At 61.1% G+C, this 22,562-nt stretch carries 17 protein-coding genes; 5 read left to right on the top strand and 12 right to left on the bottom strand.

Features of this window, described 5'->3' with window-relative positions; all coding sequences use genetic code 11:
- Positions 1–4: 4 nt before the first annotated feature.
- The gene (locus tag AC3WOY_RS20050; protein WP_492426942.1) at positions 5–313 is read left to right on the top strand and encodes a DUF971 domain-containing protein; all 309 of its coding nucleotides are present in this window, start codon (positions 5–7) and stop codon (positions 311–313) included.
- Here the strand turns inward: AC3WOY_RS20050 and AC3WOY_RS20045 are convergent.
- The 3 genes from AC3WOY_RS20045 to AC3WOY_RS20035 are packed head-to-tail and all read right to left on the bottom strand — an operon-like array spanning position 303 to position 2,838.
- The gene (locus AC3WOY_RS20045) at positions 303–701 is read right to left on the bottom strand and encodes a diacylglycerol kinase (protein ID WP_492426940.1); all 399 of its coding nucleotides are present in this window, start codon (positions 699–701) and stop codon (positions 303–305) included. The two genes, AC3WOY_RS20050 and AC3WOY_RS20045, sit on opposite strands and share 11 nt — an antisense overlap.
- Positions 698–2,104 (bottom strand): LutB/LldF family L-lactate oxidation iron-sulfur protein, encoded by a 1,407-nt coding sequence (locus AC3WOY_RS20040; RefSeq protein WP_492426938.1) that lies wholly within the window; start codon positions 2,102–2,104, stop codon positions 698–700. Before AC3WOY_RS20040 ends, AC3WOY_RS20045 begins: the two co-directional genes overlap by 4 nt.
- Positions 2,104–2,838: a (Fe-S)-binding protein gene (locus AC3WOY_RS20035; protein WP_492426936.1), complete on the bottom strand. Its 735-nt coding sequence runs from the start codon at positions 2,836–2,838 to the stop codon at positions 2,104–2,106. Before AC3WOY_RS20035 ends, AC3WOY_RS20040 begins: the two co-directional genes overlap by 1 nt.
- A 172-nt stretch (positions 2,839–3,010) precedes the next feature.
- Between AC3WOY_RS20035 and AC3WOY_RS20030 the strand changes: the two genes are divergently transcribed.
- Positions 3,011–3,802, top strand: coding sequence for an IclR family transcriptional regulator (locus AC3WOY_RS20030; RefSeq protein ID WP_492426934.1), 792 nt, complete (start codon positions 3,011–3,013; stop codon positions 3,800–3,802).
- A 33-nt stretch (positions 3,803–3,835) separates the two neighbouring features.
- On the opposite strand, the gene AC3WOY_RS20025 is transcribed toward AC3WOY_RS20030, so the two are convergent.
- The 8 genes from AC3WOY_RS20025 to AC3WOY_RS19990 all read right to left on the bottom strand — a co-directional run bounded on the left by AC3WOY_RS20025 (position 3,836) and on the right by AC3WOY_RS19990 (position 17,183).
- A complete protein-coding gene (locus tag AC3WOY_RS20025; protein ID WP_492426932.1) occupies positions 3,836–4,666 on the bottom strand; it encodes a CheR family methyltransferase in 831 nt (276 codons plus the stop codon).
- 8 nt (positions 4,667–4,674) lie between these two features.
- A complete protein-coding gene (locus AC3WOY_RS20020; protein ID WP_492426930.1) occupies positions 4,675–10,953 on the bottom strand; it encodes a HAMP domain-containing protein in 6,279 nt (2,092 codons plus the stop codon).
- A 337-nt stretch (positions 10,954–11,290) separates the two neighbouring features.
- Entirely contained in the window at positions 11,291–12,616 is a 1,326-nt protein-coding gene (locus AC3WOY_RS20015; protein WP_492426927.1) for an ATP-binding response regulator, read from the bottom strand.
- Between the two features lie 310 nt (positions 12,617–12,926).
- Positions 12,927–14,039 (bottom strand): D-alanyl-D-alanine endopeptidase, encoded by a 1,113-nt coding sequence (gene pbpG, locus AC3WOY_RS20010; RefSeq protein WP_492426925.1) that lies wholly within the window; start codon positions 14,037–14,039, stop codon positions 12,927–12,929.
- A gap of 188 nt (positions 14,040–14,227) precedes the next feature.
- Positions 14,228–14,923, bottom strand: a complete 696-nt coding sequence (locus AC3WOY_RS20005; RefSeq protein ID WP_492426923.1) for a nitroreductase — start codon at positions 14,921–14,923, stop codon at positions 14,228–14,230.
- The gene (locus AC3WOY_RS20000; protein ID WP_492426921.1) at positions 14,920–15,357 is read right to left on the bottom strand and encodes an acyl-CoA thioesterase; all 438 of its coding nucleotides are present in this window, start codon (positions 15,355–15,357) and stop codon (positions 14,920–14,922) included. Before AC3WOY_RS20000 ends, AC3WOY_RS20005 begins: the two co-directional genes overlap by 4 nt.
- A gap of 3 nt (positions 15,358–15,360) precedes the next feature.
- Positions 15,361–16,206 carry a DMT family transporter gene (locus AC3WOY_RS19995; RefSeq protein ID WP_492426919.1) on the bottom strand — a complete coding sequence of 282 codons (846 nt, stop codon included), beginning with the start codon at positions 16,204–16,206 and terminating at the stop codon, positions 15,361–15,363.
- Between the two features lie 74 nt (positions 16,207–16,280).
- Positions 16,281–17,183, bottom strand: a complete 903-nt coding sequence (locus AC3WOY_RS19990) for a histone deacetylase family protein (protein WP_492426917.1) — start codon at positions 17,181–17,183, stop codon at positions 16,281–16,283.
- Between the two features lie 259 nt (positions 17,184–17,442).
- Between AC3WOY_RS19990 and phaP the strand changes: the two genes are divergently transcribed.
- Entirely contained in the window at positions 17,443–18,006 is a 564-nt protein-coding gene (gene phaP, locus AC3WOY_RS19985) for a TIGR01841 family phasin (RefSeq protein WP_492426915.1), read from the top strand.
- A 125-nt stretch (positions 18,007–18,131) separates the two neighbouring features.
- Here the strand turns inward: phaP and AC3WOY_RS19980 are convergent, their stop codons facing one another.
- Positions 18,132–19,784, bottom strand: coding sequence for an ABC transporter permease (locus AC3WOY_RS19980; protein WP_492426913.1), 1,653 nt, complete (start codon positions 19,782–19,784; stop codon positions 18,132–18,134).
- A gap of 86 nt (positions 19,785–19,870) precedes the next feature.
- On the opposite strand from AC3WOY_RS19980, the gene AC3WOY_RS19975 reads away from it, so the two are divergent.
- The gene (locus AC3WOY_RS19975) at positions 19,871–20,968 is read left to right on the top strand and encodes an ABC transporter ATP-binding protein (protein WP_492426911.1); all 1,098 of its coding nucleotides are present in this window, start codon (positions 19,871–19,873) and stop codon (positions 20,966–20,968) included.
- A 308-nt stretch (positions 20,969–21,276) separates the two neighbouring features.
- On the top strand, positions 21,277–22,530 hold the full coding sequence (gene urtA / locus AC3WOY_RS19970; RefSeq protein ID WP_492426909.1) for an urea ABC transporter substrate-binding protein: 1,254 nt from the start codon (positions 21,277–21,279) through the stop codon (positions 22,528–22,530).
- Positions 22,531–22,562: the final 32 nt, after the last annotated feature.

Below are 22,562 nucleotides of genomic sequence, written 5' to 3'. Positions count from 1 at the left end.
GGCGATGTACCCCGAAACGATCACCAACGACCACGCAGCCGGCATCCTGGAAATCCGCTGGCAGGACGGCGCGCTGCAACGACTGGGCAACGGCTTCCTGCGCGAGCAATGCCAGTGCGCGAGCTGCCATTCGGCACGCGACCAGCGCAACGAACGCATCGCCGCGGCTCCGGGACTGCGCATCAACAGCATCGTCCCGGTGGGCTCCTACGCCGTGCAGCTGCTATTCAGCGACGGTCATATGCGCGGGATCTTTCCCTGGCTTTATCTCAGGACTTTGAGGGATGAAAAGTTGGAGCCGGTCAGCGCATGAGCAGCGGGCCGACTATCAGGAGCCAGGTGATTCCAGCCAGGGTCAGCGCGAGGAACACGGCGGCGCTGCCGAAATCCTTCGCATTCTTCGACAAGGGATGGCGTTCGAAGGAGATGCGGTCGACCACCGCCTCGATGGCCGAATTGATGAGTTCGACAATCAGCACGAGGAGCAGCACGGCAACCAGCGCGATCTTTTCCAATGCGGACACAGGCAGCAACAGCGCGATGATCACGCCGGGAATGACGAGCACCAGTTCCTGCCGGAACGCGTGCTCGCTCTTCCATGCCATGCGAAAACCCTGCATGGAATACAAAAAAGCGGCGTAAATCCGCTTTACGCCGCTTTTGCTCTTGAACTCGCTTACCTGTTGCTGGTGCTCTGTCATCGTCGCTGTTTGTATAGCTCGCGGAATGTCTTGCCGCTGGGCGCAGGCATTTCGCGATGGTCTGTCCATCCGCCGGCGAATGGCAGTTTCGATATCGTTTTGCCATTGCCCGCCATCATGCGCATGAAGCGTACACCGATTTTGGTGGCGAGTCGATAAAGCGCTGGTCGTTTGGCGACGAAGGCCCAGAGGGTCAGGCTGAGGCGCTCGGCCTTCGGGCGCAGGTTCTGCTCCACTTGCTTCTCACGCAATTTGCGCAACAGGTCGGGCAGTGGAATCTTCACCGGGCAGACGACATGGCATTCCCCGCACAGGGTCGACGACTGCGGCAGGTCGACGGCATTCTCGATGCCAACGTAGGAAGGCGTCAGCACGCTGCCCATCGGGCCGGGATACACCCAGCCGTAGCTGTGGCCGCCGATCTTCTGGTACACCGGGCAATGGTTCATGCAGGCGCCGCAACGGATGCAGCGCAGCATTTCCTGGAACTCGGTGCCGACCAGGTTGGTGCGGCCTGCATCGACGAGCACGAAATACATGTGCTCCGGTCCTTCCACGTCCGCTTCGCGCTTGGGGCCGGTGAGCAGGGAAACATAGTTCGTGATCGACTGGCCGGTGGCCGAACGCGGCAGCAGGCGCAGCACGGTCGCAAAATCTTCCAGCGTCGGCAACACCTTCTCGATGCCGGTGACGACCACATGCACCTTGGGCGGCAGGATGGTGCACATGCCCTCGTTGCCTTCGTTGGTGACGATGGCGACCGAACCGGTTTCAGCGATGATGAAATTGCCGCCGGTGACGCCCATGTCGGACGACAGGAATTGCGGCCGCAGCATTTCGCGCGCCTCGCGCGTCATCTGCGGGATGTCGGTCAGCCGCGGCCGATTGTGGACGCGGGCGAACAGGTCCGAAATCTCGTCCTTGTCCTTGTGCACCACGGGCGCGACGATGTGCGACGGCGCCTCGTTGTTGTTGATCTGCAGGATGTATTCGCCAAGATCGGTCTCGACCGGCTGCACGCCGGCGGCTTCCAGCGCCTTGTTGAGCGCCATTTCCTCCGACACCATGGACTTGGACTTGGTGACCTTCTTCACGCCGTGCTTCTTCGCGATCTCGACCACAAGACGCGATGCGTCTTCGGCGCTTTCCGCGTAGAGCACGGTCGCGCCGCGCTCGGTCGCCTTTTTCTCGAAAGTGTCGAGCCAGACATCGAGGTTCTCGATGGCGCGCATGCGGCGTTCCTTCGCTGCGTCTCGCGTGCCTTCGAAATCATCCAGCTCCAGGATTGCGGAGGCGCGGCCTGCGACCCACTTGGTGGACAGTTTCTTGAGGTTGGCCTGCAGGCGCTTGTCGGCCAGCTTCTCGCCCACGCGGGCCTTGAAATGCATCGACTGGACTTGCATCACGCGTCTCCTGCCAGGACTTGCGCGACGTGCAACACGCGCGTGGTGTTGTCGCCGGTGCGGCGCAGGCGGCCTTCGATATTGAGCATGCAGCCGAGGTCGCCCAGCACCACCGCTTCGGCGCCGGAATCCTGGATGTTCTTGCACTTTTCATCCACGATGGCGGCCGAGACGTTGCCGTACTTGAGCGAGAAGGTGCCGCCGAAACCGCAGCACTGGCGATGGTCCTTCATTTCCTTCACGGTCACGCCCGCCTTTTCCAGCAGCGCCCGCGGCTGCTTCTGCACGCCCAGTTCGCGCAGGCCGCAGCAGGAGTCGTGGTAAGTCACCGGGCCCTTGATGCTGTTATTGCCTTCACCGGGGAGTTTCTCGATTTTCACCACGTTGTACAGGAAATCGGTCAGTTCGAAGACGCGCGGCGCGAGGCGCTGCATGCGCGCCAGCCAGGCCGGGTCGTCCGAGAACAGGTCGGTGTAATGCGTCTTGACGTGGCCGCCGCAGGAGCCGGACGGAATCACCACATAATCGAAGTCTTCGAATTCCTCGACGAACTTCTCGGCCAGCGCCCGTGCCGCCTTGCGGTCGCCGGAACTGTAGGCCGGCTGTCCGCAGCAGGTCTGGCTTTCCGGCACCACGATCTCGCAGCCCGCCGCTTCCAGCAGCTTCACGACGGAAAAGCCGATTTCCGGCCGCATCATGTCAATCAGGCAAGTATGAAAAAATCCGACGCGCATCACGCTGTCCTCGAGTTGTGCAAGGTCTCCATTATGTGCGCCGATGCCCCTCGGGAAGACGTTTGATACGGATGAAATAATTTAGAGACTTCCTCCAAATATTTTTCGCACGACTTTTTCATTTTTTCACCATGTGATATAAAGAGGATTATTGCAACGCACCAACCACAATATGAAACCAGAACAGACCGCAGAGAACAGCCAGATTTCGATCCAGGTGATCGAACGGATGATCTCGCTCCTGGACGCGCTCGCCCAGTATCCCGACCCGGTGAGCCTGAAAGAGCTGTCGACCGTGACTGGCCTTCATCCGTCCACCGCCCACCGCATCCTGAACGACCTGGTCGTCAAGCGTTTTGTCGACCGTGCCGAAGCCGGTTCCTACCGCCTCGGCATGCGCCTTCTGGAGCTGGGCAACATCGTCAAGAGCCGCCTGAACGTGCGCGAAGCCGCGCTGGACTTCATGCGCGCCCTGCACCGCAAGACCCAGCAGACCATCAACCTCTCGGTCCGCCAGGGCGACGAGATCGTTTACATCGACCGCTCGTTCTCCGAGCGTTCAGGCATGCAAGTGGTCCGCGCCATCGGCGGCCGCGCGCCGCTCCACCTGACGTCCACCGGCAAACTGTTCCTGTCCGCCGACGATCCGAAGCAAGTGCGTGCTTACGCTACGCGCACCGGACTGGCTGGCCACAACAAGAACTCGATTACCGATTTGGTGAAACTGGAACGTGAATTGAGCCTGGTCCGCGCGCGCGGCTATGCGCGCGACAACGAAGAACTGGAACTCGGCGTGCGCTGCATGGCCGCCGGCATCTACGACGACTCGGGCAAGCTGATCGCGGGCCTGTCGATTTCGGCGCCGGCCGACCGCCTGCAGGAAGAATGGGTGGAAGACCTGGTCAGCACCGCCAACCAGATCTCGGCCGTGCTCGGTTACGTGCCGCAGGGCGCGGCAGCCTGAAGTAAAAGGGAGCGACAGAACACTGCGCGCTCCCTACACCACCCTCCGGTACAGCCCCTGCTCCCCGGCCACCGCCTTGTAGCGGGAAACAAAGGGTGCCGCATTCAATCCATCATCGCTGCCCACGCTCAGGATGCCGAACAACGGCATGCTGTCGTAGAACAATTGCAACGCGCGCCGGTGCAGCACCGTGCCGAAATCAGACAGCGCGTTGCGGCACACGATGAACTGGAACTCGTTGAACGAGGCATCGGTGGCAAGGCTGTACTGCGCCCACGTGACATTCGCCCGCAGCTCGGCGCTGAATACGCCCTTGCCGCCAGCCTCGCTGCAGTAGTCCGTGAAATCCGCCCGGCCGCCGCAACGACGGTAGTTGTCGGCATACTCCGGCCAGCGTGCGAGCGAGAACTCGCCAGACCGCGCCTCTTCCAGCAGCAACTCGTTGGCCGCCGTCGCATAGATCTGCGTCTTGTCGTACAACCCCTCTTCGTCGAGCAGGATGGCCAGCGCGCAGACTTCCTCTGGCGCCACGCATTCCGCCACCCACACCTTTGGAGAAGGACAGGAACGCAGCCATGGCACCATCACCTCCCGCAAGGCGCGGAAGTAAGCCGGGTCGTCGAACAATCCCGCCGGCTGCATGCTGAGTGCGCGCAACAGCACAGTGCTGGCCTGGGCATCGTGCATCACCCTGTCCTGCAGCAACGAGACCGTCTTGAGTCCGGCACCGCGCATCAGTGCGTGCAACCGCTGCCTGACGCTCTCGCGCCGATAGCCGCGAAAATCCTGCCCGAAACGACGGTACACGCCTTCGAGCAGGAGGTCGATCTCCAGGTCTTCGACCGTTTGCATATCGTTTGCCACGGTGCCACCTACTGGTGCAGCCAGACCCGCATCAGCGACAGCAACTGCGCCACGTCCACCGGCTTGGTGATGTAATCCGACGCGCCGGCGGCCAGGCACTTGTCGCGGTCGCCCTTCATCGCCTTCGCCGTCAGCGTGATGATCGGCAGCGACTTGAAGCGCGGGATGGCACGGATCGCTCGCATCGTGTCGTAACCGTCCATCTCCGGCATCATGATGTCCATCAGGACGATCTCGATCGTCGGATCCTTTTCCAGGACTTCGATGCCGTCCTTGCCGTTCTCCGCGAACAGCACCTTCATCTGCTGGCGCTCGAGCACGGAACTCAGCGCGAAGATGTTGCGCAAGTCGTCATCGACGATCAGCACCTTGCGTCCCGCCAGTCCGCCATCCTCGACGTGGATGTCTTCCAGCATACGGCGCTGCAACTCCGGCAGGCTGGTCGGCGAGCGGTGCAGGAACAAGGCGGTCTCGTCGAGCAGGCGCTCCGGCGAACGGGCATCCTTGACGACAATCGTCTTGGCGATGCGCTTGAGGCGCGTGACATCCTTGCGGCTCAGGTCCTTCGCCGTGTACACCACCACAGGCAGGTCGCGCAGCGTGATGTCGTCGCCGATCTTGTCGAGCAGGTCGAAGCCGCTGATGTCCGGCAGGTTGAGGTCGAGCACCATGCAGTCGAAATGCGATGAGTGCAGGAACTCCATCGCCTCCTTGCCGGTCCCCACCGACACGATCTGCACGTCTCCGGAGCCGATCAGGTTGACGATGGCATCACGCTGCATCGGATCGTCTTCCACCACCAGCAGGCTGCGCTTGCCACGTACAAGGAACTGCTGGATGCGCGTGAATTCCTCCTGCAGGCGTTCGCGGTTGACCGGCTTGTGCAGGTAGGAAATCGCCCCCTGGCGCAGCGCCCGTTCGCGTTCCTTCAGGTTGGTCATTACATGCACCGGGATATGACGCGTGCTGGGATCGCGCTTCAGCCGCTCGAGAACCGTGAAGCCGTCGATGTCGGGCAAGTCGATGTCCAGCAGGATCGCGGCCGGCAAGTAATCGCGCGCAAGCGTCAACGCCGAGTCGCCGATGTGCGTGACGATCCCCTTGAAGTTCTTCTCACGGGCATGGTCAAGCAGCACGCTGGCGAAGCGGGAATCGTCCTCGACGATCAGTACGGAAGGATCCCCCGGTGCGATCAGCGCGCGGTCGTCTGATGAGCTCTCGTACGGCACATCGATCACTTCCACACTGGCCGCCACATGCTGCGTCTCGTCGCCATACGCACCGCGGTCGAGCGTGTGAATGATCGCCGATTTCACCACCGATTCTTCACCTGCAGCCTGCTGCAGGTCGTAGTTGACGAATCCGGAGCGGTTATACGGGAGATAGAGCGTGAAGGTGCTGCCGACGCCCACTTCACTTTCCACACGGATCTCGCCGCCGAGCAGGCGGGCCAGCTCGCGGCTGATGGACAGGCCAAGGCCGGTGCCGCCGTATTTGCGCGCGGTACTGCCGTCGGCCTGCTGGAATGCCTCGAAGATCAGCTGCAGCTTGTCCCCCGGGATGCCGACACCGGTATCGGTAACCGAGAACGCCAGCACGGCATCGGCCTGGTTCAGGTTCGGATGGTCGGGTGTCCAGCCGGACTTCGCCATGCCTATCTTCAGCGACACTTCGCCGCGGCTGGTGAACTTGAACGCATTCGACAGCAGATTCTTCAGGATCTGCTGCAGGCGCGTGGTGTCCGTCATCATCGCAACCGGCAGGTTGCCTTCGAGGTCCACCGAGAAATTGAGCTGCTTGGCTTCGGCCATATGGCGGAAGGTGCGTTCGACGTAGCCGGACAGCGTGCGGAAGCGGTACTCGCTCACTTCAAGCGTGACGGTGCCCGACTCGATCTTCGACAGGTCGAGAATGTCGTTGATCAGCGTCAGCAGGTCGCTGCCGGCGCCGTAAATCGTCCGCGCATATTCGACCTGGCGTTCGCTCAGGTTGCCCTCCGGGTTGTCGGACAGTTGCTGCGCGAGGATCAGCAGGCTGTTCAGCGGCGTGCGCAGTTCGTGCGACATGTTCGCCAGGAACTCGGACTTGTACTTGGAAGACAGCGCGAGCTGGGTGGCCTTTTCTTCGAGCGCGAACTTCGCCTGTTCCACTTCGCGGTTCTTGCGTTCCACCTCGATGTTCTGCTCGGACAGCAAGCGTGCCTTTTCCGCCAGCTCGAGGTTGGTCTGCTGCAGTTCCTGCGCCAGCGACTGCGATTGCGTCAGCAGCGATTCGGTACGGCTGTTGGCCTCGATGGTGTTGAGCACCACGCCGATCGATTCCATCAGCTGGTCGAGGAAGGACAGGTGGGTTTCGGTGAAGCGGTCCAGCGAAGCGATTTCAATCACGGCCTTGACCTGCTGTTCGAACAGGATAGGCAGCACCACGATATTGGTCGGCGGCGCTGCACCGAGGCCGGATGAGATCTGGATGTAGTCACGCGGCACGTTGGTCAACCACACGCGCTGCTTCTCCACCGCGCACTGGCCGACCAGGCCTTCGCCCGGCAGGAAGGAAGTGGGCAGCTTGCGGCTGGAACGGTAGCCGTAGCTCGCGATCATGCGCAGGCGTGCATCGTTTTCCTGCGAATCCATCATGTAGAACACGCCGTGGTGCGCACTGACCAGCGGCGCCAGTTCGGACAGAATGAGCGTCGTCACTGCGGACAGGTCGCGCTGGCCCTGCAGCAGTCGGGTGAAGCGCGCCAGGTTGGTCTTGAGCCAGTCCTGCTGCGCATTCTTCTGCGTCGTCTCCTTCAGGTTGCGGATCATCTCGTTGATGTTGTCCTTGAGGTCCGCCACCTCGCCGCGCGCTTCCACCTGGATCGAACGCGACAGGTCGCCGCGCGTCACCGCGGTCGCCACTTCCGCAATCGCGCGCACCTGCGTGGTCAAGGTCGCCGCCATCTGGTTCAGGTTCTCGGTCAAGTCCTTCCACGTCCCCGCCGCACCCGGCACCGAGGCCTGGCCGCCCAGCTTGCCTTCCACACCCACCTCGCGCGCCACCGTGGTCGCCTGGTCGGCAAACACCGCCAGCGTGTCGGTCATCTCGTTGATGGTGTTGGCCAGCGCCGCGATCTCGCCGCGCGCGGCCACCGTCAGCTTCTTCTTCAGGTCGCCATTCGCCACTGCCGTCACCACACCGGCGATACCCCGCACCTGCGCGGTCAGGTTCGCCGCCATGAAGTTCACGTTGTCGGTCAAATCCTTCCAGGTACCGGCCGCGCCTTCCACCTGCGCCTGGCCGCCCAGCTTGCCTTCGGTGCCCACTTCGCGCGCCACGCGCGTGACTTCCGACGCGAACGAGGACAGCTGGTCCACCATCACGTTGATGGTGTTCTTCAGTTCGAGAATCTCGCCCTTCACGTCCACCGTGATCTTCTTCGACAGGTCGCCGCGCGCCACCGCCGTGGTCACTTCGGCGATATTGCGCACCTGGCCGGTCAGGTTCGATGCCATGAAGTTCACGTTGTCGGTCAGATCCTTCCAGGTGCCCGATGCACCCGGCACATTCGCCTGTCCGCCAAGACGGCCCTCGGTACCCACTTCGCGCGCCACCCGCGTCACTTCCGATGCGAACGATCGCAACTGGTCCACCATGGTGTTGATGGTGTCTTTCAATTGCAGGATCTCGCCGCGCACGTCCACGGTGATCTTCTTGGACAAGTCGCCGTTGGCCACCGCCGTGGTCACGTCGGCAATGTTGCGCACCTGCGAGGTCAGGTTGCCGGCCATCGAGTTCACGCTGTCGGTCAAGTCCTTCCACGTGCCTGCGACCCCCGGCACGTTGGCCTGGCCGCCCAGTTTGCCTTCGGTACCCACTTCGCGCGCCACACGGGTCACTTCCGATGCGAACGAGGACAACTGGTCCACCATCACGTTGATGGTGTTCTTCAGTTCCAGGATTTCTCCCTTGGCATCGGCGGTAATCTTCTTCGACAGGTCGCCACGCGCCACGGCGGTGGTCACTTCCGCGATGTTGCGCACCTGGCCGGTCAGGTTCGATGCCATGAAGTTCACGTTGTCGGTCAAATCCTTCCAGGTGCCGCCCACGCCTTTCACCTGCGCCTGGCCGCCCAGCTTGCCCTCGGTACCCACCTCGCGCGCCACGCGCGTCACTTCCGACGCGAACGAGTTCAGCTGGTCCACCATCACGTTGATGGTGTTTTTCAGTTCGAAGATTTCGCCGCGCACGTCCACGGTGATCTTTTTCGACAAGTCGCCGTTGGCCACCGCCGTGGTCACGTCGGCAATGTTGCGCACCTGCGCGGTCAGGTTGCCTGCCATCGAGTTCACGCTGTCGGTCAAATCCTTCCAGGTACCGGCGACGCCCGGCACGTTGGCCTGGCCGCCGAGCTTGCCTTCGGTACCCACTTCGCGCGCCACGCGGGTCACCTCGGAGGCGAAGGCATTGAGCTGGTCCACCATCACGTTGATGGTGTTTTTCAGCTCCAGGATTTCGCCCTTGGCATCGGCGGTAATCTTTTTCGACAAGTCGCCGTTGGCCACGGCGGTGGTCACGTCGGCGATGTTGCGCACCTGGCCGGTCAGGTTGCCCGCCATCGAGTTCACGCTGTCGGTCAAATCCTTCCACGTTCCCGCCACGCCCGGCACGTTCGCCTGGCCGCCGAGCTTGCCTTCGGTACCCACTTCGCGCGCCACGCGCGTCACTTCCGATGCGAACGACGACAGCTGGTCGACCATCACGTTGATGGTGTCTTTCAGTTCAAGGATTTCACCCTTCACGTCCACCGTGATCTTCTTGGACAGGTCGCCGCGCGCCACGGCCGTCGTCACCTCGGCGATGTTGCGCACCTGGCCGGTCAGGTTCGAGGCCATGAAGTTCACGTTGTCGGTCAGGTCCTTCCAGGTGCCGCCCACGCCTTTTACCTGCGCCTGGCCGCCGAGCTTGCCTTCGGTACCCACTTCGCGCGCCACCCGCGTGACTTCCGAGGCGAACGAGGAGAGCTGGTCCACCATGGTGTTGATGGTGTTCTTCAGCTCCAGGATTTCGCCCTTGACGTCCACGGTGATCTTTTTCGACAGGTCGCCATTCGCCACCGCCGTCGTCACGTCGGCGATGTTGCGCACCTGGCCGGTCAGGTTGCCCGCCATCGAGTTCACCGAGTCGGTCAAGTCTTTCCAGGTGCCGGCCACGCCCTTGACCTGCGCCTGGCCGCCGAGCTTGCCTTCGGTACCCACTTCGCGCGCCACCCGCGTGACTTCCGAGGCGAACGAGGAGAGTTGGTCCACCATGGTGTTGATGGTGTCTTTCAGCTGGAGAATTTCGCCCTTGGCGTCGGCGGTAATCTTCTTGGACAGGTCGCCGTTGGCCACCGCGGTGGTGACTTCCGCGATGTTGCGCACCTGGCCGGTGAGGTTCGATGCCATGAAGTTCACGTTGTCGGTCAAATCCTTCCAGGTGCCGCCCACGCCGGGCACGTACGCCTGGCCGCCCAGCTTGCCCTCGGTGCCCACTTCGCGCGCCACGCGCGTCACTTCCGATGCAAACGATCGCAGCTGATCCACCATGGTGTTGATGGTGTCCTTCAATTGCAGGATTTCACCGCGCACGTCCACGGTAATCTTTTTCGACAAGTCGCCGTTGGCCACCGCCGTCGTCACGTCGGCGATGTTGCGCACCTGCGAGGTCAGGTTGCCGGCCATCGAGTTCACGCTGTCGGTCAAGTCCTTCCAGGTGCCGGCCACGCCAGGCACGTTGGCCTGGCCGCCGAGCTTGCCTTCGGTACCCACTTCGCGCGCCACGCGCGTCACTTCCGAGGCGAACGACGACAGCTGGTCGACCATCGTGTTCGCGGTCGATGCGGCGCGCAGGAACTGGCCCTTCAACGGCCGGCCATCCACGTCCAGCGCCATCGTCTGCGACAGGTCGCCCTTGGCCACCGCACCAATCACGCGCGCCATCTCCGTCGTCGGACGCACCAGGTCGTCGATCAGGGTGTTGACGGATTTCACAATGGTCGCCCAGCCGCCGGCAGCACTCGGCACCGACGCACGCTGGGTCAGGCGCCCCTCGCGTCCGACCACACGGCTGACCTCCGTGATCTCACGGGTCAGCTGCTCATTGGCTTCCATGATGTCGTTCAGCGTGTCGGCGATCTTGCCGGCAAGTCCGGTCAGGTCCGACGGCATCCTTGCTGAAAAGTCGCCCTTCTTCAGTGCTGTCAGTACGCCAAGCAGCAACTTGTCATCCAGTTCATCGCGCAGCTCTGTCCTTGTGTCCATCATGTTGTCTCCATCCGCGATTCAAAAATTCGCCCGCTGTTCCTTTTCCATTTGCATAGCCGCGCGAAAAACCGGTGCCGCGATAGGCACTGGGGAATCATGACCGGGTAGATGCAAACGTCTGGTGAAAACCAGATGTCTATTTACGCAGAAAAGACCGTCGGGTGAAAGCGCCTTTGGCGCTATTTCCAACGAGAAATTAGAAGGTTATTGTGGTCCCAAACGACATGCGCGGGCAACAATGGAAAAGGTGCCAAATTCACTTACCGAACGCACCATTGATAATTCTCAAGCCGTTTGATTACGGTGCAACACTGCAGATGTGATGTGGACTGTCGAGTCAGTCGCGCGAGGTATCGGCGGAGAGCGATTTTGCGCGCCGCGATGAAATCGGACGCTTGGGAGTCACAACGTTCTTCTTCAGGCTGTCGGATGCCCTGCGCTCCATGAGGACAGGCGCTGCGCCCTCGCCATCGATGCGTGCCGGCGCTCCATTCATTTCGGCCAGCGGCAGGGGCACTGAAATGGTCAGCGCGGTTCCCGAGTCCGGTGCGGTGTCGATGGAGAGTTCGCCGCCGAGGGTGCTGATGCGCTCCTTGATGCCGACCAGTCCGAAGGAATTCGCTTTCCGCCTGCATCCCGGGAAAATGCCGACACCGTTATCCGCCACCGTCATCATGAGACGGTCGCCGGTCTTGTGCAATTCGATCTTCGCCCTTGTCGCGCGGGCATGGCGGAACACGTTGTTGAGCGATTCCTGGAGGACGCGGAACAGCGCCGTGGCACGGTTGTCGTCCACCACCACTTCCGCCTCGGGCATCACCAGCTCGCACGCGATTCCGGTACGGCGCTGGAATTCCTTGACCTGCCATTCGATCGCGGCGTTCAGGCCGAGATCGAGCACGGTCGGACGCAGGTTGTTGATGATCGCCCGCATCGCCTTCATCGTGCTGTCGATGTGCTCGAGCACGGCATGCACTTTCTTGTTGAGTTTGGGATGCGTGGAACCGGTGCGCGCGTGCAGCATCGCGATGTCGATGCGCAGCGCGAGGAGATTCTGCCCGAGTTCATCGTGGATCTCGCGGGCGATGCGCTTGCGCTCGTCTTCCTTGATACGCTCCTGGTAGCTGGCGAGCTGGCGCAATTCTTCTTGCGACTGCCGCAACGCTTCCTCGGCCTGGCGGCGTTCGTTGATGTGATCCAGATCCTGCTTGCGCTGCTCTTGCAGGTCGTGATTCAGCGTCTCCAGTTCCTGCTTCTGGCGCCTCAGCTGGAGGTTGTTGCGCGCCAGCTCGACGAATACCGATACCTTGGTCTGCAGGATCTGCGGGATGATGGGCGTGAAAAGGTAATCCACCGCGCCCTTCTGGTAAGCCTTGAGCCGGTTCATTTCATCGGCATAATGCGCCGTGATGAAAATGATCGGGACCGACGCGGAGCGTGGATGAGAGTGAATTGCCTCGGCCGTCTCGAAGCCGTCCATGCCCGGCATGCTGACATCAAGCAGGATGACGGCGAAGTCATTGTTGAGTACCTGGCGCAACGCCTCTTCACCCGAGCGGGCGGTCATGACCCTGTAGTCTGTGCCATCCGTGTCGAGCAGGCTCGCCAAGGCCAGCAGGCTAGCGGCATCGTCATTGACCAGCAGGACTTTTGGAGTAAACACGGCGCGTATAAAGACTTTACTGAAAGAAAAGCGGCCCGGTTGCCGCCCCTCACGCAACTTCCTTTTTCCGAAGCGCGCTGCCGGAGCCCGAAGGCCGCTTTGAGTTATCAATGAAATACCGGAAGGCCGATCCCGCAGCCTTTGCATCTTGCCTGGGAGCAGATACAGATTCCAAGTGTTTCCCGAACCAATGTAACACAGAAAAATAAAGCCGGTTGTGCAGTACTTGCACAGCCGGCATTCATACAACGCCTGAACCTGCCAGAGGGAAACAAATGCCCGGCAAGTCTGTTATGTCTTCAATTGCGCATCAACCCTGGCGCGCGGCGGGCGGTGTGGCGGCCTGCGGTCTTGCGACCTCGAGCCATTTGCGCACGCGGCTGGCGTCGGCCAGGCGGGTGTCCTTGCCCTTGGAATCCAGGAAGACCATCACGACCGGCCGGCCTTCGATACGAGCCTGCATGACCAGGCACCGCCCTGCTTCCGCAATATAGCCGGTCTTCTGCAGTCCGATCTCCCAGCCTGGATTCTTGACCAGACGGTTGGAATTCATGTAGTTCAGCTGGTACCTGCCCGCGTTGACCGCATACTGAGGGTCGGTCGAGTAGTCGCGAATGACCGGGTGCTGGTATGCCGCTACCACGAGCTTTGCCAGGTCACGCGCACTGGCCACGTTGTGGCTGGACAGGCCGGTGGAATCGACAAAATGGGCATCCTTCATTCCCAGCGCCCTCGCCTTGGCATTCATCGCAGCGACGAATGCCGGCAAGCCGCCCGGGTAGTTCCGGCCGAGCGCCGATGCCGCACGGTTTTCGGAACTCATCAAGGCAATGTGCAGCATGTTTGCGCGCGTCATCTGCGAACCGACGCGCAGGCGCGAGCCGCTGTTCTTTTCGCGGTCGATGTCATCCGACGTGACTTCCAGCACTTCGTCCAGGTCCTGGCGCGCCTCGACCACGACCAGTGCGGTCATCAGCTTCGTCAGGGAAGCGATGGGCAGGGCAAAACCGGCATTCTTTTCAAACAGCACCTGCGACGAGGCCTGGTCGATGACAAAGGCAGCATTGGACTTCAGTGCGAGCGGGTCGCGCGTCTGGTGCAATCCGGCCATGTCGCCGGCGGTCAGCACCGGCGGAGCGGCATTGACGGACGGGGTGAAGGCGACGCGTTGAACAGAAGCGTTTTGTTTCGCGACGACGGCTTTCCTGGAAGCAGTGCTTCGTTTGGCGGCCGTCGCGGTCTTGGAGGCTTTGGCTGAGGGCGATGAAGACCGGCGGGCTGAAGATGTTTTTGCCTTGGCCGCGGACTTCTTGACGACCGACTTCTTCGTCGATGATTTGCTGGCGGTTGCTGCTTGCGCCACAGGGGCGGCCACAACCAACGCCAAACACGTCACAACGATTCCCAGCGCTGACCTGAGCATGCACCCCTCCCTAATTCTTGCGAGCCGGAATTATATCTTGCAGTCTAGCAAAATAGTGAAAATCGGCAAGCGAATTAAGTAGTTAGCGCAGGAATTTAAACAATTTTCTTACTGATAATTGAGGTTTCACAACAGACATGCCCCCATGCAACTCCGGGCTGGAGTGCGAAGAGGCATGGCAAACATTCTTATCCCAGGAATTTCGTGAATTCTGCCGCCGGAACGCGCTCGGTCACAAGACTGTTTTCGATCTTGGCCACGTCGGCAAATCCGAGCGACATGCCGCACACCACCATTTCGTTTTCCGGCAGTTCCAGCACCTTTGCGATGATCTTGGGGAACTGGGTAAACGCCGCCTGCGGGCAGCTATCCAGACCACGGCCGCGCGCGGCGATCATGATGTTCTGCAGGAACATGCCGTAATCCAGCCAGGAGCCCCGCTCCATGATCCGGTCGATGGTGAAAATCATGCCGACCGGCGCATCGAAAAAGCGGTAATTGCGCCCGTGCTGTGCATGCATGCCGGGTTTGTTCTCCCTCGACAGGCCGAGCAGCGCATACAGGTCCCAGCCCACCTTGCGGCGGCGGTCGATGTAAGGAGATACCCATTCGAGCGGATAGTACGCATATTCCTGGCTATGTTCCTTGCCGAGCGCCGGGTCGTTGTGGGCGCGCAGGATTTCCGCTGAGAGCCTGTCCTTGGCGTCGCCGGTCAGCACATAAACTTTCCATGGCTGTGTATTGGTACCCGAAGGCGCGCGGGCCGCCACTTCGAGGATTGACTCGATGTCTTCGCGCGCGACAGGCGTGGGCAGGAAGGCGCGGATGGAGCGGCGCGACGTGATCGCCGCGTCGACAATCTTCTGCTGATCGGATTCAATCATTCCGACACCGTGATGGTTTGCAAAAGCGCACGCATCGGTTCAGGAATGGCGCTCGGCCGGCGCGACTCGCGATCGACGTAGACATGGACGAAATGGCCTTGCGCGGAAGCCGACTCCTCATCCTCGCGGAAGATGCCGACTTCATAGCGTACGCTGGAGTTGCCGAGCTTGGTCACGCGCAGGCCTGCCGTGACACGCTCCGGGAAGGCAACCGAGGCGAAGTAATTGCATTGCGTCTCGATCACCAGTCCGATCACCTTGCTGCGCTCGATATCGAGCACGTCGCTGGAAATCAGGAACTGGTTCACCACCGTGTCGAACCAGCTGTAATACACCACATTGTTGACGTGCCCGTAGGCATCGTTGTCCATCCATCGCGTCGTGATGGTATGGAAATGCTTGAAGTCACTGCGTTTCTTCGCTTCCGGTCGCATTGTTTACTTTCTCACTACAAGAGCCACTCCAATGACAGCCAGCACCATGCCGAGCATGCCCACGATGCTGAACGCCTCCCCAAACATCACCCACGCCATGACTGCCGTTGTCGGCGGGGTCAGATACAGCAGACTGGTCACCTGCGTCGCGGCACTCTTGCGGATGAGCGCAAACAGCAGGAAGATCGCGCCGATCGACAGCGCAAGGATGGACCAGAGCAAGGCGCCGATGAAGTTCGGCGTCCATTGCACATTGCCTAGGCCCGCATCCAGGTTCTCGAACACGATGGCAAACGGCAGCACGACCGCGATGGATGCCGCGAACTGGATAACCGTCCCGGTGCGCAGGTCGAAGCTGGGGCAATAACGTTTCTGGTAAAGCGTGCCCGCGGTAATCGACAGCAACGCAAATACGCACAGCGCAATGCTTTGCCATGATAAGCCGGCTACCGAAATCTTGTTGGCAACGACCAGCGCGACGCCGCACAGGCCGAACATCAGACCGACCCACTGCCGTCCGCGCACCCGCTCGCCCACCAGCGGCGCGGCGAATGCCGTCAGGATCGGCTGCAGGCCCACGATCAGTGCCGACAATCCCGCAGGCATGCCCAGCTTGATGGCACACCACACGCCTGCCAGGTAGCCCGCCTGCACCAGCATTCCCGCGACAGCGATATGGCGCATCCGGCCGACCGGCCAAGGCGCCTTCATCAGCCATACCAGGGGCAGCAGGACAGCCAGTACGCCGGAAAAGCGCAACAGGAGAAAGGTCAGCGGGTCGGAATACGGCAGGCCGAACTTGGCGACGATGAATCCGGTGCTCCAGATCAGCACGAAGACAAAGGGCATGGATGTTATCCATGGACTTTGCGACCGGTTTTCGGCGGCGGTGGAACCAGGTTGGGAAGAGCGCGTGGCAGCAGTCATGCTTGGTCTCGACAATATTCGGAAGCAATCCCGATAGTCTGGATATGCACGTCCACGGTGTCTTGGATGTTTTTGCCATAGCCGCCCGCCATGGTCACGGCAACCGGAATGCCACGCCGGTTCGCCTCACCAAGCACCATGCGGTCGCGTGCGGCGAGCCCGTTCATCGACAATTTCAGCCTGCCGAGCCGGTCGCCTTCATGCGGGTCGGCGCCGGCCAGATAAATGATCAGGTCGGGATCGAAGCGCGCGAACATCTCCGACATTGCCTCGCGAAGGGCATGGAGATAGTCCGCATCGCCTGTTCCATCGGCGAGAGCGACATCAAGGTCGCTGCACTCCTTGGAAAAAGGAAAATTATTCTCCGCATGCAGCGAGAGCGTGAAGACCGATTCGTCGCGCGCAAGGATGGACGCGGTGCCATTCCCCTGATGCACGTCGAGATCCACGACTGCCACGCGGCGGGCCAGGCGCTCGGCTTGCATCAGGCGCGCGGCGACTGCGGAATCATTGAATATGCAGAATCCTTCGCCGCGGCTGGCGTAGGCATGATGTGTGCCGCCGGCGAGGTTGGCTGCCACGCCGGATGCGAAGGCCGTGCGGCATGCGGCAATCGTGGCTCCCGTCGAACGGCGCGAGCGTTCGACCATCTGCGGTGACCAGGGGAAACCGATGGCCTTCTGCTCGGCAGGCGCAAGAAGTCCCGCCGAGACACGATGGATGTAATCAGGATGATGCGCCAGTGCCAGCACGCCGTCGGTAGCAGGCGGCGCCTCCTGGACTTCCAGCGCTGGAATAGACTGCAGGGCGCCCTCCCTTACAAGGCGGTATTTCTGCATCGGGAACCGGTGTCCTTCCGGGAGCGGCAGCACGAAATGGTCGCTGTAGAAGGCTTTCACGGTTGACGTTTACGTAAAGGGCAGGACAGCGCAGTTTAGCACGCGCTGCGGCGCGTCATCGCATTGCAACTTGGCAATCAATAACTTGCCAAAAATCAACAACTTGACGCAGATGTGGCTTTTTGACGCTCCGCAACAAAAATTGTTGACACAACAAAATTTCCCCTTAAAATAGGATTGTTGCGACGCACAAAAGAAGCCTGATGGTTGCGTCCCACGCATTTACTTGACCAATCACTGCCCTCTTTAGGAGCTGAACATGTTTGCAATCCCCGAGCAATTCTCCGCCGCTTCCAAAGCCAACTTCGAAGCTCAACTGTCGCTGATCTCCGCCCTGACCAACAAGGCATTCGAAGGCGTCGAGAAGGTCGTTGACCTGAACCTGAACGTTGCGAAAGCTTCCCTGGAAGAGTCCAGCGCCGCTGCCAAGCAGTTCCTGGCTGTCAAGGATGCACAAGAGTTCCTGAGCCTGGCCGCTGCACAAGCTCAACCGAACGCCGAGAAGGCACTGGCCTACGGCCGTCACCTGGCAAGCATCGCTTCCGGCGTGCAGGCTGAATTCACCAAGGCCGCTGAAGCCCAGATCGCCGAAACCAGCCGCAAGGTGCTGGAACTGGTTGAAGAAGTCTCCAAGAACGCACCGGCCGGTTCCGAGAACGCCGTTGCCATCCTCAAGACCGCGATCGGCAATGCCAACGCAGGTTACGAGCAACTGAGCAAGACCACCAAGCAAGCTGTCGAAACCATCGAAGCCAACCTGAACACCGCAGTCGGCCAGTTCACCCAGGCTGCTCCGAAGGCAGCACGCGCAGCAAAGAAGTAATCCAGCTCCGGCTGCCCGGGCTTGCGCCGGGGTAGCCAGCAGCGATCAAACCGGTACCCAAGCCTCCTCCTCTTCAGGTACCGCTTCGAATGCCCTGGTTTTCCAGGGCATTTTTTTCGTCCGTACTATTTGCTTCCCTTCGCGATGGCTCGCGCCAGCACGATCACGGGAATGAAGGCGATCATCACGATGGTGAACGCTGGCAGGGCCGCTTCGCCGAGGCGTTCGTCGGAAGCGAGTTGATGCGTAATCACGGCCAGCGTATCGAAATTGAAGGGCCGCACCGTCAGCGTCGCAGGCAATTCCTTTACCACATCCACAAACACCAGCAGGCCCGCCGTCAGCACGCTTCGCCACAGCAAAGGCGCATGCACGCGCAGCAGCATCGCGCCCAGCCCGTGTCCGAGGATGCGCGCGCTCGCATCCATGCTCGGCGTGATCTTGACCAGCCCCGACTGCACGCTCTGGTAGGACACCGCGAGAAAGCGAACAAGGTAGGCATACACCAGCGCAGCGACGCTGCCGGTCAGCACGAACCCGAGGCCGCGATCGGCGCTCCAGGCATCGAGGCGTGACAGCGGAATCAGGATGCCCACCGCAATCACTGCCCCGGGTACCGCATATCCCATGCTCACCACGCGATTGCATGCAGCCTGCACGCGGCTCTTGGTCACCCGAGCGGCATAGGCGAGCAGGATGCAGATCAGGACGGCGATGCATGCCGTGACACCCGCCAGCAGCACACTGTTTTTCAGCCACTCCATATAGCGTGCGCCGAAGACGACTGCGTCTTCCCGTAGCATCAGCCGCAGCAGGATTGCCAGGGGAATCACGAACCCGAGCAGCACAGGCACCACGCAAAACAAGGTGGAACCCCAGCCGCGCACGCCCCGCAACGGCATCGGCAGCTGCATCTTCGTGCGGCTGCCCACCGCGTAATAGCGGGCGCGGCCACGGCTTTTCTGCTCCAGGAGCATCAGTACGGTGACCGCGATCAGCAGCACCGCGGCCAGTTGCGCAGCCGCCGTCCGGTCTGAAAACGTATACCAGGACTTATAGATGCCGGTTGTCAGCGTCGGCACACCGAAATAGGCAACCGCCCCGTAATCGGCGAGGGTTTCCATCAGTGCCAGCGCAATGCCGGCCACCGCTGCCGGACGCGCGAGCGGCAAACTGACCTTCACGAAGGCATGCCACGGCCCCATTCCGAGCGTGCGTGCCGCATCCCACATGCGCGGACTGCGTTCGAGGAAGGCGTTCCGGGCAAGCAGGTATACATAAGGATAGAGGACCATCGCGAACAGGATGCCCGCACCGCCCACGGAACGGATCTGCGGGAACCAGTAGTCTCCCGCCTGCCAGCCGAAGCTGTTGCGCAATGCGGACTGCACCGGACCGGAAAACTGCAGGAAATCGGTATAGGCATAGGCGACCACATAGGCCGGCATGGCCAGCGGCAGGACCAGCGCCCATTCGAATATCCGTTTGCCGGGAAAGTCGAACACGGCGACCAGCCATGCACACCCCACCCCGCCCGCGCCGGCGAGCATGGCGACGATGGCCGCGATGGCAAGGCTGTTGAACACATATTCGGGCAGTACCGTGGACGACAGGTGGGCAAACGTCGAACTGGTTTCCGCACTTTGGCCGGAGAGCAGGTTGGAAAGGACGCCAAGGATAGGCACGCCCACCAGGATGGCGACCGCGAGCGACGCGACCAGCAACACCTGGCTGCTGCCCTTGCACAAACGGCAAGGGCGCAAGGGGGGATTACGCATGGAATTCCACTATAAAGTGTACGGTTTCTCTGAATGAGAATTATAATCAATATCGAATTACACCCACGCAATTATTCGCCCGGCCCATGAACGCTCCATTTCCGATCCACAGCCACCTGAAAGTCGACGCCATCAAGGTGGGATACCCGATTGGACGTCACATCCAGGAGATCGTGCATGGGCTGACCTTTGCCCTGGCGCGTGGCGAAATCGGCTGCCTGCTCGGCCCCTCGGGCTGCGGCAAGACGACCGTGCTGCGCGCCATCGCCGGCTTCGAATCGCTGCTTGCCGGCGAGATCTCACTAGGCGGTCGCGAATTGAGCCGGCACGGTTTCACCGCCTCCCCCGAGACCCGCCAGATGGGCGTGGTGTTCCAAGACTACGCGCTGTTTCCACACCTTTCTGTCTGGGACAACATCGCGTTCGGCCTGCGCAAGCTGACCATGTCGGAACGCAAGGCCCGCGTCGACAAACTGCTTTCGCTGGTCGGTCTGGGCACGCATGCCCGTCTTTATCCGCATGAACTGTCCGGCGGCCAGCAGCAGCGTGTCGCCCTTGCACGCGCCCTCGCGCCGCAACCTGACCTGCTGCTCCTCGATGAGCCGTTTTCCAACCTCGACGTCGACCTGCGCGAGCGGCTGGCGCTCGAAGTGCGCGATATCCTGAAAGAACTGGGCACGACGGCGATCCTGGTCACGCACGACCAGCACGAGGCATTTGCCATCGCGGACCACATCGGCGTGATGCAGAACGGTGAAATCGTGCAGTGGGATACCGCGTACAACCTGTACCACAAGCCGGACAACCGTTTCGTTGCGGACTTCATCGGCCAGGGCGTATTCACCCCCGGCACGATCGACCTGCCGAACCAGCAAGTGAATATCGAACTCGGCAGCCTGCCCCTCTGGCAAGGCGTCGACGTCTGCGCCACCGACCAAAAGGATGCGCACCAGGTCGACGTGCTGCTGCGTGCGGACGACGTGATCCATGACGACTGCAGCCCTTTGCTGGCGGAAGTCGTGCGCAAGGCATTCCGCGGCGCGGAGTTCCTGTATACACTGAAGCTCCCGAGCGGGCAGATGCTGCTCGCGCTTGTACCCTCCCACCACAATCACGCCATCGGCGAGAAGATCGGCATTCGCCTGGGGGCCGACCACGTCGTGACTTTCCCCGCAGCCAGGTAACACCGGCTCACCGCAATCGCACAACCAACGGTAACGCACGCACCGCGATAATGTCTCCGCACGGCTGGCACTACCCGCCGGCATGCACACACAATGTGCCTCTCGGCAGCAAAACGCACCGCCTTTCAGCACGCCCGCCCAAAAGCAGCGCACGTCATTCACCGCGCACGCACACATCGCACCATAAAAGTACGATCGAACGAAAAAAGGACGTGATCTCGTCTGCAAGTTGATTGGCATACAACCTGCTAAAGATTTCCTGCGAGCCATCGCACTCCGATCAAACCCACAACTCGTAGGAGCAACTAATGTCCCGTCGCACACTCCTGAAAGCGACCGCTGCTGGCGCTTTGACTCTCGCTGCTTCGGCCTGGATGCCTCAGGCACTGGCCGCCGACACCATCAAGGTCGGTATTCTTCATTCGCTGTCGGGCACGATGGCGATCTCCGAAACCTCGCTCAAAGACGTGGCCTTGATGACGATCGAAGAGATCAATGCAAAAGGCGGCGTGATGGGCAAGAAGCTCGAGCCCGTGGTTGTCGACCCTGCGTCCAACTGGCCGCTGTTCGCCGAAAAGGCGCGTCAGCTGGTTACCCAGGACAAGGTTGCCGTCGTGTTCGGCTGCTGGACCTCTGTGTCGCGCAAGTCCGTGCTGCCAGTCTTCAAGGAACTGAACAGCCTGCTGTTCTACCCGGTCCAGTATGAAGGCGAAGAACTCGAGAAGAACGTGTTCTACACCGGCGCCGCGCCGAACCAGCAGGCGATCCCGGCAGTCGAGTACCTGATGTCCAAGGACGGCGGCGGCGCCAAGCGTTTCGTTCTGCTCGGCACCGACTACGTGTATCCGCGCACCACCAACAAGATCCTGCGCGCCTTCCTCAAGTCCAAGGGCGTGAAGGAATCCGATATCGATGAGGTCTACACCCCGTTCGGCCACTCCGACTACCAGACCATCGTCGCCAACATCAAGAAGTTCTCCGCCGGCGGCAAGACAGCCGTGATTTCCACCATCAACGGCGACTCCAACGTGCCCTTCTACAAGGAACTGGGCAATGCCGGCCTGAAAGCCACCGACGTGCCGGTCGTCGCCTTCTCCGTGGGCGAAGAAGAACTGCGCGGCGTCGACACCAAGCCGCTGGTCGGCCACCTCGCCGCCTGGAACTACTTCCAGTCCGTGAAGAACCCGGCCAACACCGAGTTCATCAAGAAGTGGAAAGCCTACGCCGCCGCCAAGAAACTGCCGAACGCCGATACCGTCGTCACCAACGACCCGATGGAGGCGACCTACGTCGGCATCCACATGTGGAAGCAGGCAGTCGAGAAGGCCAAGTCGACCGACACCGACAAGGTCATCGCAGCGATGGGCGGCCAGACCTTCAAGGCACCGTCGGGCTACGACCTGGTGATGGACAAGACCAACCACCACCTGCACAAGCCGGTGATGATCGGTGAAATCAAGCCGGATGGTCAGTTCAACGTGGTCTGGAAGACCAAGGGTCCGATCCGTGCCCAACCGTGGAGCCCGTTCATTCCGGGTAACGAGAGCAAGCAGAACATGTAATGCCCTCCCCTCCGCCGCATAGTGGAGGAACC

This window comes from Noviherbaspirillum sp. FW303-A3, from assembly GCF_058788695.1.
Note: the sequence above shows the minus strand (reverse complement) of the source record. Positions and strands in the feature narration are given on the sequence as shown.